This window comes from Streptomyces sp. NPDC055254, from assembly GCF_053606025.1.
In genome coordinates this window covers 51501-72241 of the sequence record NZ_JBSGQV010000009.1, presented here as the reverse complement: position 1 = coordinate 72241, position 20741 = coordinate 51501, and the positions used below count along the sequence as shown (strand labels likewise).

1 protein-coding gene is annotated in these 20741 nt (G+C 69.2%); it reads left to right on the top strand.

Features of this window, described 5'->3' with window-relative positions; genetic code table 11:
- Nucleotides 1-63 precede the first annotated feature (63 nt).
- On the top strand, nucleotides 64-20688 hold the full coding sequence (locus ACWFQ8_RS12175) for a WXG100-like domain-containing protein (RefSeq protein WP_453786105.1): 20625 nt from the start codon (nucleotides 64-66) through the stop codon (nucleotides 20686-20688).
- The last annotated feature ends 53 nt before the right edge of the window (nucleotides 20689-20741 follow it).

The window sequence follows — 20741 nt, the reverse complement described above, 5'->3', positions numbered from 1 at the left end:
TGGCGGTGGCGGCTTCCGTTCTTCTCGACACAGTCGTCCACCGACCAGAGGAACGCCACCGCCATGTCCATCAATCCGCCGCCGGAGATCGCCGACTTCCTCGGGTTCGTGACCGGTATGGAATGGCCTGAGGCAGATGAGGACCTCATGCGGCAGGTGGCGGGTCACTACGCCGCCATCGCAAAGGATCTGACCACGCTTTCCGGGTACGTCCTGGAGCTCATCCCGATCGTGAAGAACGATTTCGAGGGTGAGGCGGCGGATTCGTTCGTGACGTCGATGAACGACCTCACGGGCCGGACGGCGGGCGAGAACCAGCTGGAGAAGACGGCTGAGCTGGCGCTCCAACTGTCGGAGATGGCACTGAAGGTCGCCAACCAGGTCGAGTACACGAAGATCATGGCGATCATGCAGCTGGTGGAGCTGCTGGCGCAGATCATGTTCGCGATGTTCTTCTCACCGTTCACCTTCGGTGCGGTGTGGGGGCCGGTGTCGGTGATGTTCACGATGACCCGCGAGGGCATCAAGAACCTGTTCCTGTGGTTGCTCAGCACGATCCTGAGCCAGACCTTCATCGGCATCACCGGCGGCATCTTCCGCGACATGGTGATCCAGCTCTACCAGCTCGGCTCGGGCCACACGACGAAGTGGAACAACGAGACGATGATCCAGTCCATCCAGCAGGGCGCGCTGACCGGTCTGGTCGGCGGCCCGCTGGAGGTCGTCTTCCACTACGGCGGCAAGCTGCTCGGCAAGCTCCTGGGCGGCAGCGACCCGGGCTCGATCCTCAGCAAGAGGGTCGACGACGCACTGAAGAAGAAGATCGACGACAAGGTCAACGACACCCTCGACAACGTCCCCACCAACACCTCCTCGAACCCCGGCCGGGACATCCCGGGCAACGGGACCGGCCCGGTCACGAAGAATGACGAGCTCAAGCCGGATCTGCAGCCGAACGGACCGGTCAACAAGGTGCCGGACACTCCGACGCCGCCCCCGACCCCGACCCGCACCAGCGCCGGCCCCGAGCCCGACCCCAGCTCCTCGGTCACGCCCCCGGTGCGCACGGAGACTCCGGGCGGCGCCGTCATGACGCCCGGCGCCGGCCGGCCGGATGCCCCCGCCTCGACCAAGCCGATCGCCGGCGGCGCGAAGGACAACTCCCCCGCCCCCCAGACGGCTGGGACGCCCTCGAAGGCGTCCGGGCCCACGGGCCGCACGGTCGATGTCGATGTACCGCCGCGGCTGGAATCCCTGCTGGCCACCAAGCAGGCGCGGCAGAACTTCGCCGAGGACGTCGGCAACCTCCTCGGCGGTGTCAACCGTCAGCTGGAGACCGGCTTCCTGCGCTTCGGTGAGGGCACCATCGCGAGCGCGTTCGCCGACAAGATGGGCGACGTCTTCGCCAAGCACCTCGCGTATGAAGGCGCGAGGGAAGCGGGCAAGGAGTTCGGTGAGGTCCTGACCCGCAAGTGGGTCCGCCTCGGCGCTGAACACGGCGACCTCTCCGAGGCCCTGACCAAGGCCCTGGGCGGCCTCGCGGACAACCAGCCGTTGAAGAACCTCGCGGACGCGATGCCGAACCTCTTCGCCCGCTCCGAGCACGACGGCTTCCTCAGCCGCGTCCTGCTCCAGGAGAACCCGCTGCAGGGAAACCCCCTGTACCAGCTGGGGGGCTCCATCGGGTCGCTCCTGCATGAGGGCACCCACGAGATGCTCAGTGAGGGCTTCTACAACGTGGTCTTCGGGGACGGGACGTTCGAGGTCAGCGGGGGACCGTTCGCCGCCGGCGTGTGCATGAGCCTGCTCGGCAGCGGCCTGAACAGGATGTTCGAACCCGTCATGGTCAAGTACCAGGACTGGGTCCTCAGCCACCAGTACGCCGAGAACCACAACGACAACAAGTACTTCGGCCTGCTCCACCCCATCAACATCGCCTCCTTCGTGGCGAACATGACCGGCAACCCCGCACCCTGGCCGGTCCCGCGCCCCACCTCGGCACCCCAGGACCCCAGCGTCGTCGGCGAGATGAAGGACATGGTCAAGTGGGTCTTCTCCAACCCCTTCACCGGGTCCTCGTTCTTCTCCGAATCCACCCCCTCCACCCCCGACCCCGAACTCCCCACCGCCGACACCCTCGACAGCGTCCTCAACGTCACCACCGAAAGCGACGGCGGCACCGACTACGGCCTGCCCGCCGTCGCCAACGGCCCCTCCTCCGAGCAGGAGATCAACGAGCATTCGGCCTTCCGGCGGACCGAAAGCGGCGCCACCTTCACCACCGCCGACCTGAGCCAGATGATCCGGGTCGAGGAACGGGTCTCCGCAACGCCGGAACCGTCCCCCCTCCCCAACGGCGCCGAACACACCCCCACCGTCGCCACCCCGACGACCACTCCCACCCCGCTCACCGCCGTCGTCCAACCAACGCCCACCACATCCAGCGCCGCTGACGCCGACGCCGACACCATCCCGACCTCTCAGGACGACACGCCCCCCAACGACGGCGCCGCCACCGCCCCCAAGCAACCGGATACTGCTCCGCCGGGCGACGGCGACGAAACCCCCGTCCTTGTCATCCCCGCCGGCATCACCGTCGGCGACCTCAGCACCGCCCAGACCAACGCCCTCAAGGCACTGCCTCCCCGGGACGGCGTCTTCGTCGTCGGCATGCACACCGGCCCCAACGGCCCACCCGACACCGCCACCACCCTCAACGCCCTCATCGACGCCCACGACACCGGCAAGCTCGAAGGCATCACCCAGATCCAGTTCACCGCCTGCAACCTCGCCACACCCGTCAACGGAACCACCATCAAAACCGTCATGAGCGGCCTGTGGAAACACCGCGCCACGACCGCTCCCGACGGCCGGACCACGCCCACCCCCGACCCCCTCAAGGGCCTCGCCGCGAACGCCCCCGTCTGGTACATCACCAACACCGACACCACCGCCGGCCACCTCGTCACCGCCCGACACATCGGCATCACCCCCGACGGCAAACCCACCATCCTCACCGAGGGCGCCGCCTGGCACGAGTACTCGGACAACGGCGCCCCCGACCACACCCCCACCCACACCGACACCCACTCCAACGACATCCCCGACGGGTTCATCCGCACCAACGTCCTCACCCCTGCGACCAGCACGCAACACGACGACGCCGTCAAGTTCGGCACAGGCCCGGGCGAGGACGGCTTTCCTCCGAGCATGGCGCCGCCCGCCCCCGGCCCGTTCAGCGCGCTCGAGGCGTCGATCGAGGACCGTGCACGGATCCGCTACCTGGAGGAATCGCAGGCGTTCGAGAGGCGGCTCGCCGACTACCTGGCCACCCGGGACGACGTCAACGCGGTCGCGGAGACGATGGCACAGAACATCTGGCGGCGCGTTCCGCGTGAGAAGCGGGGGCGTCTCGGCACTGACGACGCCGCGATGCCCGGTAGCGTGGGCACCAAGGAAGAGCAGCTGCGCCGCGTCGTACAAGTGGGCAATCTGCGTGAGCGGATGACCCTGATCTTCTGCGCCATCTCCTCCCAGGTCCTGCCCCAATCGCTCGGCCACGCAATCGGCTACCCGAAGGCGATCAGCGACGAGCGCAAAGATCGGCACGATCGTCCCGAATACAGGGAATTCCGCAGGCTCGAAGCCGAGGTAACGGGGCTGAGCAAGGCGCGGCAAACGGACTCGGACGACTACAAGAACGCCTATGAGGCTTGGTCCGAGCTGGCCAAGAAGCTGCGCACGGACCGCAAGCCGGAAGAGGTAACGCCTCCGCTGAGCTCTGCGGAGTGGGCGAAGTCGGTGGACCGCCGCGGTTCCCTGAGGTGGATCCCTGGCGCGGCCAAGCTCCACCTCCCTATGGGCGCATCACTGCAGAAGACCAGTTCGCAGCACGGCCGCCTGGTCATGACCGGTACCTCCGGGTCCGGCTTCTACTTCCACCAGCACGCCCAACTGATGGTCGATCAGTGGGAGATGACCATCGACCACCAGGCGCTACGGCTCGCTCTGATCGCCACCTTCGTCGGCCAGGGACACCACTCCCTTCCCGAGGTGATGGCGGCGTCCTCCCTCTTCGGTCACTTGTCGGCAATCGACGGACTGCACACGCCGACCCTCGATCGTGCAGGAATCCCCGACTGGCGGCACTACCGCACCATCGGAAGTCTGAGCGAGGAGGAACTCCGCACCCGCGTGGCCGTCGATGGGAAGTTCCCCGACGAGCGGGTCGCCGAGTACCGCGCCTCCCTCACCCCCGACGTCGAGATGGTCACGACCGCCATTCGGCATGTCGACTTGACCGACGCCAACCCGCTCCCCAAGCGCCGCCGCGGCGACGACGGCAACGGCGACGGCGAGGACACCGAACGCATGCAAACCAAGCGCGATCGCCACGACGGCAGTCCCAGCGTGCCCGAGCACTCCCCGGTCTCGCAGCCGGGACAGAAGGAGCCCGTACAGGTCACCCCGACAGACCAGCCGGTCGCCCCCGAGCGGTGGTCGGAGTGGAAGTGGACCCCGGGTCGCCAGGACGTACCCCCGCCGGCCCACATACGCAACGAACGCTTCGACCCCGCGGCCGACCCGACCGACACGGGTCCGTACGCCGGCACCGCGGACCGCCGTCGAGGCGGTCTGCTGGAGGGGCGAGCCACCCGGATCAATGCCGACGTACAGCGCTTCAACGTCCCCGAAGGGGACGGCCTGCCTGGCGGGGCGGTGCGCCTCGTCCAGCTCACCCTGCCCGTGGCCACCGACGGCTCATACTCCGCGGATGAGGTCGCCGCCCTGCGGGACCGGCTGCAGGGCCTCCTCGATGCCCACGTGAACCTGGGGTTCGAGCTGCCCCGGACCAAGGACCAGCTCCACATGGAGGTCCGACTCGTTCCCATGCCCGTGGCGCAGGACGGCATCAGCGGCCACGACTGGATCAGAGTCAGCCGCGACGCCGGAGCCGGCCAGGACTCCGACCAGCTCCACTTCCGCCTGCACGGCGACGACGCGGACCCGGCCGTCAAGACACGCGACGACGCCATGCTGCTGCACGAAGTACTCCACTACGCCGGCCTCCCCGACCGCTACCACGACGCCGGATCCCTGTTCCGGCACACCCCCGACCGAGCCGACGCCTCCGGCATCATGGCCGAGCCCGCACTCCCCAACGGCGCGTTCCCCCAGCCCTACCTCGAAGCCATCGAGAACGTCACCGAATCCGGCTCCGTCCTCTACGACAACAACGGCCCCGGCACCTGGACCTCCCCGGACACGCCCGTACGTGCCATCCCCGCCGGCATCACCGTCGGCGACCTCAGCACCGCCCAGACCAACGCCCTCAAGGCACTGCCTCCCCGGGACGGCGTCTTCGTCGTCGGCATGCACACCGGCCCCAACGGCCCACCCGACACCGCCACCACCCTCAACGCCCTCATCAACGCCCACGACACCGGCAAGCTCGAAGGCATCACCCAGATCCAGTTCACCGCCTGCGACCTCGCCACGCCCGCCAACGAAACCACCGTCAAGACGGTCATGAGCGGCCTGTGGAAACACCGCGCCACCACCACCCCCGACCCCCTCACGGCCCTCGCCGCCAACGCCCCCGTCTGGTACATCCCCACACCCGATACCGCCGGCCACCTCGTCACCGCCCGGCACATCGGCATCACCCCCGACGGCAAACCCACCATCCTCACCGACGGCGCCGCCTGGCACGAATACACCGACACCGGCGCGCCCGACCACACCCCCACCCACACCGACGCCGACACCCGCACCAGCGACAACCCCGCCCCCACCGACCCCCAACACCCCGACGCCGTCAAGTTCGGCACCGAAGCGGTCGAGTCCGGTCCGCTGTCACGGGTGCTGCCCAAGGAGTTCTGGTGGACGATGCTGGCTCCCCCGGCCGAGCGGGACGGCGCTGAGCCCGTCTCCCGGGACGAAGACATGACCGAGTTGCTCGGGGAGGTGCTGGACGGACAGCCCACCCCCGGCGGCGACTGGCGGACGGTGAATCCCGACTCCTACCTGAAGCTACGCGCCCGGGCCGAAAGAGGCGGGATGCCCTCGCAGGACACCGCCGAGGCCACTGCCATCAATGACGCCTTCAGCAGCTACGACGAAGTCATGGCCTCCGCCTCCGACGACCGGCAGCGACTGCAAGCCATCGCCACCGCGGTCCAAGATCTTCAGTGGCTCCAGGACGCGGAGCTCCAGATCACGGCCGACGTCCGCATACTGGCCCAGCGCCTCCTGCTGGACCAGGGCTACACCCCGTCGCTCCTGCCCGCCGACGGCTACACCACGTCGTTCTGGAAGGCACCCCCGGGGGGCAGCCTCGCGTACCACCTGGCCCTGGGCATGGCGACGTTCGCCCGGCTCACGTCCCGGCTGCCGCAGGGGTCGGCCGCGGAGGGCGGTCCGCTGTCGCGGGTGCTGCCCAAGGAGTCCTGGCCGGCGCTGCTGGCGAGCCCGGATCAGCGGAGAAGTACTCACCCCATCCGCCTGGACGATCACATCATCAAGCTGCTCGGAGAGGTGCTGGACGGAGACCACACACCGGACAGCGACTGGCACACGCTGAACGCCGACTCGTACCTGAGGCTGCGCGCCCGGGTCGAGGGGAACGAGACGCCCTCGCAGCCCGACGCCGATCTACGGACGAAGCTCGACGCGATCTTCGACAAGTATCGCCGGGACGTGGCTGACGCTTCCGGGGACGGAGAGCGCGTGAACGCCATCGCCAACATGCTCAAAGAGCTCCACAAGGTGAAGGAGCTCGGGCCGTCGTCGGAGACCGGGATCACGGCCAACGTCCGGATCCTGGCCCAGCGCCTCCTGCTGGACCAGGGCTACACCCCGTCGCTGCTACCCGCCAACGGCTACACCGCAAATTTCTGGGTCCGACGCCCGAACTCCCAGATCGCAGAAGAGCTGGCCATCGGCATGGCGACGTTCGCCCGCTTCCGGTCCCAGCCCTCCGAGCAGACCCCCGACGCCACGACGGTCAGCGATGACCAGCCCGACGGCACGCTCACCGTGACAGCCCTGGGCACGGACCCCCTGCCTGATGGCGGCATTGCGCCGCACGGCGCCAACGCCGGTGACGACGGGGAGCAGCCCGCAGACGCCGACGCCGGTGAGGAAGCCGCCGACTGGCGGTCGGTGCTGGCCGGCCTCGGCTCCCGTACGGACGAGATGACCACGGCCTACCTGGTGTCGCCGAAGGCCCCGCACCAGCTGGCGGGCCTTTCGGACGCGCTGCTGCGCACGGACGACAAGCCGTACGCCACATTGACGAAGGAACGTCCGACGGCCGGCGGGCAGACCCTGCTGGAGGTGACCATTCCCGCCGGTCACGCCGTCGACACGGGTGAGGGGCGACTGCTGGTCGGCAAGGACGACCTGACCGAGGTGACCGTCACGGGTGTCTTCACCTACGGCAGCCCTCTCCACCCGTGGCAGCGCCGGACCGAGGCGGTTCTGGTGAATGAACCGTTGTCGGTGCTGACACGCATGGGTCAGGCATTGCACGTCTACCCGGGCGGCACGGATGTGGACAACCTGTTGGTGCGGGTGGCGTTGCGGATCGCGTACGCGGACGCGTCCAGGCAAATCGAGCGGCCGCTGGGTCAATTCCTCGGTGAGCTGGAGTCGGTGCAGCGCCAGGTGAGTGAGCTGGTCCAGGCGATCTGGAATCGCTTGGACGACAGCCGGCGCGTAGAGCTGGGCACCCAAGCGGTGACAGGCAGCGGATCCGTCGGCAACGACCTCGCCGTGCTGGAGCACGTCGTCCAGCACGGGAACATCCGCGAGCAGATGCACATGCTCGCGACGGCCGTGCACGGGCCGGCCCTCAAAGGCGTGCTGACCCTCCAGAAGAACAGGCCGCCGATCCTTGACCGGGACTGGAAAGGACAGCAGCAGCAGACTCAACTCCTCCAGCACGTTGAGAAGCTGAGAGCCGAACTGACAACGATCTCAGACGTCGGGGAGCGTGCCGCCTCCGCGGCTGAACTGGACCGGTTGATGCAGACCGATCTGCGTCCGGACGACGTGGTACCGCCGCTGAGCGCGGCCGAGCGCCGTCATGTGGTGAGGGACGGCCGGCTGGGGTGGGTCCCCGGCGAGCACCACCGGCAGATCAGGATAGGCGCCGAGAGCCAGGCGATCGCGGAGGCGACCGGCGGACTCATGAGTGCCGGTACGTCCAACACGACGTATTTCACGATGGCAGCGGTCCACACGATGAGCCAAAAATGGGGGCTGCAGGTGGACTACCAGCTGCTGCGGCTGGCCCTGCTGGCTGACATGCTTCCGGTCGGTCACCACTCCTTCTACGAGGTCATGACGGCTGCCGAGGCCTTCGGCCGGAACGTGCTCGGCAACAGCACTCTGGACTACTCCGATGACTGGGGGAGGTTCCGCACGCTGGCGCCCTTGGACGAGGCCACACTCCGTGGAGCCATGCCGGGACGGAGGTTCCCGGACGAGGTCGCGTTCGGGCTGGAGCCCGGTGAGGCGGTGCCGGACGCCTGGGCCCCCCTGTGGGAGGCCCACGTCACGGAGGGCCCTGGTCCGCTGTCGGAAGTGCTGCCCGAGGACTCCTGGTGGATGCTGCTGGCCGACCCCGACGAGCGGGAGAGGCTCTCTCGACGCGACCGGCACGAACCGGGTTCCCGCCCGGACCTTCGGTGTGGCCCCGACTTCCGTGACCGCGTGACCGAGTTGATCCGCGAGGTGCTGGACGACAAGCGGGGCCCCCGCCATGACTGGCGGCGGCTGCACGCCGACTCCTATCGGGAACTGCGCCGCCGGATCGAGGGGACCGAGCAGCGTTCGGAGCCACAGCGCGGGGTGCGGGACGAAGTTCAAACGGTCCTAGAGCGGATCCACACGGGCGAGAACGTGTTGTCCTGGGAAGTGGACGGTGTGCGGGTGGACCTCGACAAGATCTTCGACGAGTACTACGGAGCAGTGGAAAAGCCTTCCGCGACGCGGGAACACCGGTTGGTGGCCATCGCCGACGTGGTCCAGAAGCTCCAGCAAGTCGAGGGGCTGGGGTCGTCGTCGGATACCGGAATCACGGCCGACGTCCGGATCGTGGCCCAGCGCTTCCTGCTGGACCAGGGCTTCACCCCGGCACTACTGCCCCCGGACGGCTACACCCCGCCCTTCTGGCAGCGGTCGACGGACCAGATCGCGGACGACCTGGCCGAGGGCATGGAGACCTTCGCCCGCCTGACGACCGTCCGTGCCATCCCGGCCGGCATCGCCGTCGGCATCCTGACCCCCGGCCGGACCAGGGCCCTCAACATGCTGCTCCCCCGGCCCGGTGTGTTCGTCGTCGGCATGCACACCGGCCCCAACGGCCCACCCGATACCGCCACCACCCTCAACGCCCTCATCGACGCCCACGACACCGGCAGGCTCGACGGCATCACCCAGATCCAGTTCACCGCCTGCGACCTCGCCACGCCCGCCAACGAAACCACCGTCAAGACGGTCATGAGCGGCCTGTGGAAGCATCGCGCCACCTCCGCCCCCGACGGCCGGCCCATACCCAACCCGGACACCCTCACGGCCCTCGCCGCCAACGCCCCCGTCTGGTACATCCCCACCAGCACCGACACACCGGACGCCACCGCCGGCCACCTCGTCACCGCCCGGCACATCGGCATCACCCCCGACGGCCGCCCCACCATTCTCACCGACGGCGCCGCCTGGCACGAATACACCGACACCGGCGACTCCGACCACACCCCCACCCACACCAGCACCCACTCCAACGACATCCCCGACGGTCCCACCCCCACCACCCACACCGACCCCCAACACCCCGATGCCGTCACATTTGGCACCGAACCCGAAGAGGCCGCCGCGTCGCTCGGCGACGGAGGTGACGCCGACTCCGTCTCCATCTCCGTCAGCATGGACGGCGAGCCGTTCAGGACTCATGAACTGACCGTCTCCTTCAAGAAGGGTGCCAAGACCATCGATCCGGCCGACGGGACCCACCTCTACAAGTTCGCCAAGGATCTGATCCCTGAGCTGACCCGGCGCTATCGCAATCAGGAGGACAAGCTCCAGGTCAGCGTCCATGCCGGTGGCAACCACTGGTTTGGCCCCGCCGCGGAGAAGACCGGCACCGAGCGCGCCCACTCCATCGTCGAAGCGCTCAAGTTCAGCATCACGTCGGCGGCGGACGCACAGAACGTTTCGCCGGCGGCCCGGATGGTCGACTTCGTCATCTCCTCGCGTGGCCGCGCGATCGACTCAGCCGACACGGCAACCGAGGAGTCCCCGTCCGAGCTGCGGCGCCGGACCACCATCTCCACCCAGCTCCGGGTACCCGATCTCCGGGCCGAGTACGACCCGTACGCCAAGGAAGCGGTGACGTTGCTTCGTCAACTCGTCAACAGCAACGTCCAAGTGACGGACCTGGCGCTGGCAATCGGTCACGCCAGGGGCAACAAGACCCTTCTCGACGAAGCCGGGCAGGAGGGCCACCCCACTGCGACGGCCGTCAAGAACGGCCAGCAGGCCCTGCCTCGCTACCAGCAGCCCGTACGGCGCAGCGCCCTGCTCAATCTCACCGAGGTAAAGGCCCTCCAGCAGCTGGCGGACAACCGCGGTACGGACCACACCGCACTGCCGCTCCACCAACTGGTCGGGGCGAAGACCGGCTGGAAGGCCGAAACGCAGCACAAGTCAGCTCCGAACCACAACGTGATCTACGAGGTGCTCCCGCTGACCGCCCGGAACGCCGGGCAGATACTCGGCGAGGGCCGTGTGGTCTTCGCGCCCGACGCCCGTTTCGAGGTCGTTTCGGTGGAGCGGGTCGAGTCCGGCCGGACCCAGGTGACACTTCGAGAGGTGAGCACCAGAGCCCTCGTCGGTTCCGGCCAGGGACCGTCCCGAACGCCGCAGCAGGAAACGCCTGCCATCGGCATCCCCGGCGTGAGCTACCCGGGCCCGAACCGACCGCTGGACTCCACGCTGGTCTACGACAGGAACAAGAAGCAGTACGTGTTCCGGGGGCCGAACTTCATCCACCGCGGTGAGGTGGAGGTCGAACTGGTCGACGGAAAGCCGTTCGTGCGCTTCTACACCGCGGTGGCCAACGGAGTGCAGCTCACGGTCGACCCGGAGGTTCCCGGGCGGGCCACGTCCGACGGGTACAAGGACATCCAGCAGGACCCCGCCACCGGCCGTGTCGTGCTGGGCACCGGCGGGCAGCGCGACGGCGTCATGTGGACGGGTGTCGGTACTCCCGGTCGGGCCATCGCCTGGGCCATGAAGTACAAGGCGGAGAGCCAAGCCGCAGCCGGCAAGGCGGAGACCCCCGTCCCAGTCAACAAGCCGCTCATCCGGTCCTACCTGGTCCCGATGGACGTCTACCGTGAGATCACCTCGACCGCGATCCCGGAGGTGGACGCCAAGGCGCCTGGCCACGCCTTCCGCGGTGACGAATCGCATGTCACGGTGCCCGAACCCCACCCCGGCTACGACAGCGGGTTGCACGATGAGCAGTACCTGCTGAGGCTGGCCGCACGCACGCCGGGTTCCGCCCCGCAGCCGTTCACCGACGGCCCCGCTCCCAATGCCAGACGCACGATCAACACCGACCAGCCCGGCGAGCGCAATCAGTTCGGCATCCGCGGGGAACACCTCGGGAAGCTGCGCGAGAAGATCCTGCCGCACTCGCTGATCACATATCACGAGGGGCCGGACGCCCTGGACGCCGATGCTCTGGAAGCGCCTTTCTCCAAGCACGGCCGCGTGGTCCACGTGAACGAACTGCGCCGCCGACTCGACATCCCGGACGTCGAAGACCGCCAGCTGCTCCCCGCGTACAACCCCTGGCTCGACGGCGCCAGGCACCGCAACGACGCCGGCGCGCTCCAGAAGATCTCCGCCCAACTACGCCAGCACTACGTGACCTGGCTGCACTTCCAGCAGCAGCCCGCCGAACGCATGCCGAATCTCCTCCTGGACGAGACTTCGGGGAGCAGCTACGACCGCCGTCTCAACAACCTGAAGGCGTTCCTGCAGGACCACAGCAACGCCTTCAGGAAGAACACGGATCTCGCCCCCGAGCTCAGGAATCTCGACGACGACATCGAGAATCCACGACATGACAAGGCGTCCGTGGACCGTTTCATGACGGAGACGGTCCTGCCCTGGGCTTCCCATGCGGAGATCGCCTACGTGCTCTCCCGGCAGGCCGCGGAAGCCCTCGCCGACCGGAACCTCACGGACGCCCCGGTCATGCACGACTTCAGCGAGATGCGCAGGCACGTCGACGAGGACGTCCAGCTGCAGATCCGGGCGGGCAAGAAGATCACTGAACTCTGGCAGAACGGGAACCCGACGTACCGGATGATCGACCGCCTGATGCGGGACTACCCCGAACTGGCGCACCGTTACAGCCAGATCTGCGCGGAGACCGAGAGGTACACCTTCTTCGAGCACGCCCAGATGGTCGTGGGCCAGTACCTCAAGCTCGCCGCCCTCGACGCCGACGATCCGGACCGCGTGGTACCCGTCGACGCGATCGTCAAGGCGATCCTCTTCCACGACATCGAGAAGATGAACTCGAAGGCGATGTACGGGAAGGGCAAGGATGCCCACGACGCCGAGCCCGAGCACCGCGGTGCCGTCGAGCTGATGGGCAGGTACCGCTACTTGTGGGGCGAGACCGAGGCGGAGATGCGCGCGTTCAAAGCCGCCGTCATGATGGTCGACTCCGACCCCTTCGGCTTCTACTACCGCCGCAAGCACAGCAAGAATGCGGCCGACAACCGCGACACCGCGTTCCAGTGGCTCGCCGAGGCCGCCCTGAAGCTGCACGGCAGGCCCGTCCTGAGGCACGACGGCACCCAGCGTCGGCTCGCAGAGTTGACGCAGGACGACACCGGGGCCATCGCCAGGCTCTTCCATGAATTCCACCAGTACTACCAGGCGGACTTCTCCTCCTACACGGTCTACAGCCGGTATGTCAGTCACAACGAACGGGTCTCGCAATCACGCGAACAGCTCCTCGCGCAGCTCACAGCCGTGGCAACGGAAGCCGTGGTGCCGCCGCAGGACGACGACACCGCATCGGTCACCTCCGAACGGTCCGACGGCTCGTGGCGAACAGAGGACTCGGAAGAGTCCCGCACCACCAGCACGGGGGAACGCCGACCGGGCGACGACGCGATCGAGGAGCAGGCCCACATCGGCATGAAGACCTTCAACGCGAGCTTCATCCCCCCCGATGATCAGGAGTCCCCCAACACCACGTATCCGCTCCGTGACGGCCCGCGCCTGGCCGTGGACGAGTCGGGCAGGCCCGTACACCCGCTCCGGTTCGCCTTCGCCCCTCAGTACGAGCGGATGTACGGGGATCTCGCGGCGATGTTCGCGACCCCGGACAGCATCCGCGCGCACTTCCAGCGCATCGGCGAAGCCCGCCTGCACGTCCTGTCGGGCGTGCTCGGCGACCCGCGGGGCGACAAGGGCAAGGCCAAGGCGCCCCAGGAAGTCGCGCAGTCCCACGACGACGAGGACTTCACCGGCCTCGACTTCGACCTCGACCTCGACCTCGACAACCTCGACCTGGCCGAATTCCCAGTGGCGCCGAATGCCGACGGGTCACCGTCGACTCCGCTGAGCGACACGGACAGCTACTTCCCGGGGGACATCTTCGGCGACGATTCCACGTCCGAGTCCGGCCTGAGGGACCTCGACGATGCCACCCCGTTCGGGAACGACGGCGTCACGGCGGCCGTACCGACCACGTCAGGTGACGCAGGTGACGCGAGTGACGCGGGTGACCGGGTCCATGAGATCGCCGATGCGATCACCCGGTCCCGTCAGGACAACGACACCCACTTCCTCATCGACCCCCGCACCGACCCGGTCGAAGCGGACAAGCTGCGGAACACCATCGGCCGCTTCCCCCGCGACGAGCGGTTCTTCACCCTCGCCAGCCACATCGTGGGCACCGACGGCGCGCTCACCTGGCGCGGCCGGCGCGTCTCCCCCGCCGAACTCGCCGCCGTCCTGTCACGACTCGCCGACAACGGCGTCTGGGACACCTCCAGGCCACTGCAGTTCGCCGCCTGCGACCTGGGCCGTGGCCTGAACGAGTCCTACGCCGCCAACACCCTGCGCGAACTGCGCATGCTGCTCCCCGAACTGCCCCTGCACGCCTACGCGCCCCAGGCCGCCCTGTGGTTCGTGCCCAGGGTGACCGGTCCCTTCACCGCCGACACCACCGGCCCCGGCTACACCGTCGCCGCCCACAAGGTCGGCTGGGACGCCAACGGCACCCCCCGGCTGCAACCCGATCACTGGGTCCGGCTGTCCCTCGACGTCGGTGAACACGCCCTCGTGGAGTACACGGTCCTCAACGCCGACACGCCCCCCGACGGCTACCTGACCCTCGACCCACCCGGCACCAGCCCCCTTCCCGGCGTGGTTCCGTCCGGCAGGATCGAGCCCGTAACGGAACGGGGCGATTCCTCGACGGGCACCAACGGTGAAGGCGGTTCGTCCCAGCCGGGGCCGAACCCGTCCGAACCCGATCCGGGCGAGCCGAGTACGCCCCCTGCCGCTGCGACGCGCGACGAGCCGACACCGCAGGTGCCCTGGCACGTCGCGGACGGGGCGCTGGGCGACGGGTACGTCACCTCCGTGCACACCTGGGCCGACGCCGACCGGAAGGCATGGCTGGCCTCGACCGAATCGGCACTCGGCAGGGACCTCGACGCCAAGACCGCGAAGAAGGTCATGGAGTGGGTGCGCCCGAGGGTCACGAGTCAGGACCCGGCGGACTGGCAGGGCTTCCTGCGCAACGGCGTCACCTTCCGGGCCGACGGAAAGCTCATGACCCTGACCGCCTGGCCGGAGAACCTGCGTCATCACCAGCCGCAACCGAAGGATGACTTGGCGGGCTTCGCCTCACGCACCCAGCCCGCGACGAACCGTACGGTGACCTCGGGTGGCAACACCCAGGTCTCCGCCTCGGTGGACACCGTCGTCAGGCTGCTGGACGCCGGTGCCCTGGCCGGGGTGATCCCGACCGTGCGCGTGCAGGCGGGCACCACGACCGCCTCGTCCCGGGCGACCTCGGTGGACACCCAGGGCGTCGGCCGGACTGTCATCGACGAGATGCACGAGTTCGACGGGGACGTGTGCGTCACCCTCCGCGTCCAGGACGGGACCCCGCTCACGTTCGACGTCCCGAACCGGCTGCGCATCGCCTTCCCGGAGGGGTCCGTCCCGGCGGACGGGGTCCCCTCGGCCGGGCCCCGGCCGGTGGTGAACCCCAACGGTCTGAAAGCGGTGCTCTCCACGGTCAACGCCGTCGCGCCGAAGCAGATCGTGGCCGAGCTGGCCGGCCATCTGGCGGCGGCGGACGTGGCGTCCGACGTGGCCGCGGCGTTCCTCAACGAGGTCACCGGGGATCTCCTCAACGAGAAGATGCTCAAGGACAGCAACCAGTGGTGGACCAGCGGCAGCTGGACGTCCAAGGTCTTCGTCGCCGCCGGCCGCCCGGGGCGCTCGCTCGCGGGCCACTTCCAGGTGAGTGCGCGGCTGACCACACTCGAACGCAAGGGGGACACCGGCGGCGAGCTGCGCGTGCGTGAGGACTTCGCGGACTCGTTCGGAGTGAAGTCGAGCAGCAAGCACGGCGGGAAGGCCGCGGTGAACGTGAGCACGTCCGCGCTGTTCTCGCTGAACCGGTTCGTGGTCGTGCCCAGTGTGGACCTCGCGGTCAACACCGCCCGCGCCCACAACTTCGACGCCGGCGGCTCGGACAAGAGCAAGCAGAAGCTCAAATTCGCCGGCGAGAAGCAGGCCGACTACCGTGCGGAGGCCGACTTCCGCGTGGAATTCAGGTCCCTGTCGAAGAACCCGATCCCGCCGTTCGAATCCCGGCTGGTGCTGGCCGTGGGCGTACCGGCCTCGCAGGTGGCCCGGTTCGAAGCGCTCACCCTGGGGACGGACCTGGCAGACCCGGCGGACCCGGGCGACCCCGCGGCGACCGCTGTCGAGGATCCGGAGCCGGCCGCCGCCGGGGCGGGGGCGGCCCCGGCGCCCGGCACGCCCGCCCCCACCCCCCTGTCCCGCTTCGGGGCGGCGACCCACGCCATCCGCACCGTGCTGCGGCTGGCCCGCCAGGAGCCGGCCTCCCACTTCGACGTCGGCGTGCACCGGCCTTTCCCGACCGGAGGGATGCCGAGCACCGAGGGGCTGCTCAAGATCGCCAAGAGGCAGCCGATCGAGGTCGCGGTCCCGAGCGGTAACGTCCCCACCGGACCCGTCTGGGACAGGCTGACGGCCCACCCCAACGTGAGCATCGTCGACGACCGGGATTCCTACTCCGTCGTACCCGCGGCGGCGCCCACGAGCGCCCCCGGCCCGGTCTTCCGCTACTACGCGGACGGCCAGGGCCTCATCACCGACGCCCAGCGTCTGGGCACCACCTCCTTCACGGGGCTCTTCGGTCCCCTGAGCAAGGCCCACACGGGTGGTCTCACCGAGCTCACCGCGTTCCTCGAAGCGCACCCCCGGATCGCGCTGCTGGTCCTCGTGGACGCGCAGTTCACCACCGACGACACCGATGTGGCCGCGGACCTGCAAACCCTCCGCGGCCACCGTCAGGTCTCACCCCAGTCCCGGTTCGGCGTTCACCGCACCCTCCTGGTCGCCAACATCGCCGAGGACGGCACGATCGAACTGCCCGACACCCTGCGCCACCCGGTCGAGCAGGCGAAGCGCAACCTCGCAGCCGCCGCGGTCCTTGCCGCACAGCCGGTGCCCCCCCGCGCCGACACGCCACCGCTGAGGCACGAGAACGGCGGCATCGAGGAACTTACGGACCTGGCCGCCGACCAAGGTCCGGTGCAACTCCAGATCAGCCCGGATTACCCGGCGGCGCAACAGGTCCGAACGGCGCTCGGGAACGACGGCCCTGTCCGGCTGCTGAACGCACTGGGCACGCCTGAGCAGCCGGTCCAGCCCGAGGGGGCTCCCCGGCAAGAGCCGCCCAAGTTCCTCATGGTGGTCGACGGGCAGGGCAGGCTCCTCGGCCCGTTCCCCAGGCGCGAGTTCCCCGTCAACCGCCTTGAGCCACTGTCCCTGGCCTCGCGCAAGGGCCTCGGCCCCGGCATGGTCGGCGAACTTCCCGGCTCCGAGCAGGTGCTGCCCGCGGCCCGTACCTGGCTGGACGCGCGCTTGGCGGCGGCCGGCCTCAAGAAGCAGCTCAGTGAGCAGGAGTACGGGCACTTCCAGCGGGAGCTCGCGGCTGCCCTCGGCACGCCCGGCATGCGTGCCCGCTTCACCAAGCTGATGGGCTCCGGTGTGCCGGTCACCCTGAAGGCGGGCGACCACGAGATCCGCCTGCACCTGCGCACCGAGCTCAAGGAGCTGCGCGGTACGTCCGAGGAGAGCGACCTCACGCTGGGACGCTCCGCGGCACGCACCGCGAACTACGGCGTCGGACAGAGCGACCAGCTCGCCTTCTCGGTCAGCGGCGGCTCCACGCTGCGGATCAGCACGGGCGGAGGTTTCCGGGTCGAGGCGCCCGCGGTCAAACTCACGGGCGGCGCCACGATCTCGTCCGCCAAGGAGTCCCTGACCTCCACGGTCAAGTCGTCCCACGGGGAGGAGTCCACGGGCACGCACACCGCCTTCACCTACGCGGCCGTCCACCATCTGACCGCCACCATCCATGACGGGGACGGCAAGCTGGTGTCCGGCACCTCTCTGGAATTCGGCGGCGACGACGTCTCCGCCGTGGTGCGCGTGAACAACGATCACCGGCCGACCGCCGATCACGACCCCGCGAAGCTCGTCACCGTAGGCACCACGACGGTGTTCGAGGGCCCGCACGAACCGGGCTGGTGCGGTGACGGTGCGGACCAGACCGCGGAATTCGTCCTGCCCGGCTCCGGCCTTGGCGGGATCCATCCGGAGTTCCTGGGCACGAGGGAGCTGAGTGCGGCCGCCGCCGCGTTCCTGGCCGAGCGCGGCGACGGCATCCCGCCGACTGAGGCCGACGTCGCGTTCGGCAGGCATTCGGGCGACAAGGTGGGCGCGCTGCGCCGGGACCTCACCCCGGAGATCGAGGAGATCTTCACTTCGAACTTCCTGCGGTCCGAGTTCGAGCAGCTCACCGGCCCGGACGGCGCGGTGTTCCCGCTCCCGCCGAATTCCGACGGCCACCCCCAGGCACTCGTGGTCAGGCTGAGGCTCGCCCTGGCGGCGCACGAGACGTCCGGTACGGAGACCAGCCTGTCGCACAGCACCGAGACCGGCACGAAGTCCAGCGTCGCCGACACCTCGTCGCGCACCATCGGCGGCAGCCTCGGCGGCGGCGTGCATGCCGGTCTCACCAGCAGCATCCTCGCCGCGAGCGGCACGGTGGAGGGAACCAGGACGTTCACGGACGTGGCCACCCAGGTCTCGGCCGGCACCGTCTCCTCCACCCTGACCTACCAGGGCACGAGCCACCGCTTCCGCAGCGACGGCCACTTCGAGATCACCCACCACACCTGGCCGCCCGCCGGCCGGTACAAGACCGTCGCCGCACCGGCCACCCTGTACGCGAAGGTCAGCGGCGGCGTGGAGCTGACGGTGCCGGACCGGCAGGCCCGTGACCTGAGCCTGATGGTCCCCGGCCCGGACCTCGATGACGGCGCCGACGGGGAGGAGCGCTCCTACGTCAACGCCGACCTGGCCAACGCCGTCTCGCACGTGGAGAAGCTCGACGCGGACCAGGTCCTGCCCGCGATCAAGCAGGCGCTGCGGGAGTTGAAAGTGATCCCCGACGCGCTGCGCGACACCCCGACGGATCTCTCCCGGGGCATCGCCTCGGTGTTCTCCAAGGAGTCGCTGCGCGCCAACTTCTCCAACCTCAGGACCACATCGGTACGCCAGCTGCTCAAGCTGCGGACGCCCGGAGGCGGCACCCGCCTGATCGGCATCCGGGCCACCGCGCAGGTCGGCGGAGCGAGGTACGAGCGGCCCCGCGGCGACGTCATCATGTCCGTGAGTGACACCGCCACGACCTCCCGCGGGTCCGCCTCCGGAAGCTCCGACAAGGTCGGCGCGCAGGTCGGCGTCACCGTGAAGGGGATCTCGGGGGCGGGCGGGCCACGTGGTGGCGTCAAGGTCGGTGGCGGTGCGGAGACCTCAGTGGGTCGGACCGTGACCGACACCACCACGGTGCGCGACCAGCACAGCCTCGAATACACGGGGAGGGCACAGGAGTTCTCGCACCCGGTGGGCTACCAGGTGGAGATCTTCGACGGCGGCGAGCCGCACCAGCTGGCAAGGCTGGCGGGCGCGGCCCTGACCGCCCCGGTGGAACTGATCGACTGGGCCACGGACGGACGGGCCGGCCGCTGGTTCACGGAGCGCTGGGGCACCGAGTGGGACAGTCTCTTCCCCTCGGGACACGAGCCGAAGCGACAGTTCGACGTCCCGGGCGGCCGGGTCCACCTGGTGGTCCCGGACCATCTGACGCAGCCGGGCTCCGGCACGCACGCCCCGCCCGCCGCAGTGGCCGGAAGCATCCGCCCCAACGGACCGACCCCGGTCCCCCCGTCGGTCCGGAGGCTGACCTCGGACCTGGCCCCGCTGATCCAGGGCCTGGCGATGCCCGGGCTGGACCGGGTCCTGCCCTGGCTGTCGGCGGCGGCGTCCCTGCCCCACCGGGTGGCACCGCAAGACACGTCGCCGCCGAAGCGGCGGGATCTCTCCCCGACCACCCTGGCGGGTCTGCGTACGGACCTGCTGACGACCGAACACAACCTGCGTGCCAACATCGGCGCGCTGCTCGGCGACGGCTTCGTCGTGCCGGTGGCCGACGGCAAGAAGGTCACCGTACGGCTCGTGGTGCACCGGACCCGGCACCTGACCTCCGGCGAGTTCGAGAGCGGCATCGACACGGGGGTCAAGGAGCAGGAGCGGGAGACCGAGCGGGAGAGGGCCGCGGTGGCCTGGTCCGGCTCGCTCACTCCGGACGCCGGCGGCCACGCCACGAACGGCGGTGCGCCGATCTCCTTCGGGGGTGAGGGGAGCAGCAGCCTCAGTGCCTCCCAGAGCGAGGCGGTCGAAGAGCGCGAGCGCAGGAAGGGGACGCAGCACTACTACGAGGCCGACGTCACCTGGGTGCTCACCGGCAGCAACGGAACCACGGTGGAGGTCAACACCGAAGGTGGCCTGATCGGCTTGGTGCACGCGTCGAACGTGACCACGCTGACGGAGAGGCACCCTCGGCTGTTCGGCCCCAGGACGGACCCGACCGACCCGACGCCCACGATCACCCCGGCCTCCGACGACCGGACCGTCCCACCGGTCCCTACCACCCCGCCGTCCGACGACCCGACCGTCCCGGCGACCCCCATCACCCCGCCGTCCGACGTTCCGGTCGAACCGCCCGTCCCTACCACCCCGGCATCCGACGTTCCGGCCGTACCGCCCGTCCCCACCACCCCGGCATCCGACGACCCGGCCGAACCGCCCGCCCCGCCCCTCCCGACGATCCTCATTACTCCGGCGCCGGACGACCCGGCGGCACTGGTATCCACCCCGCTCGGCACCGGGCCCGCCGACCCCGCCATCGGTCCGCGCGACGCTCCCGGAGGGGGAAGGTTCCTCACACTGCCCGTCAACGACTGGTTGGCGTGAACCGGGCCCGGTGCGCCGTACGTTCTCCCGGGAGCGTACGGCCACCGGGCCAT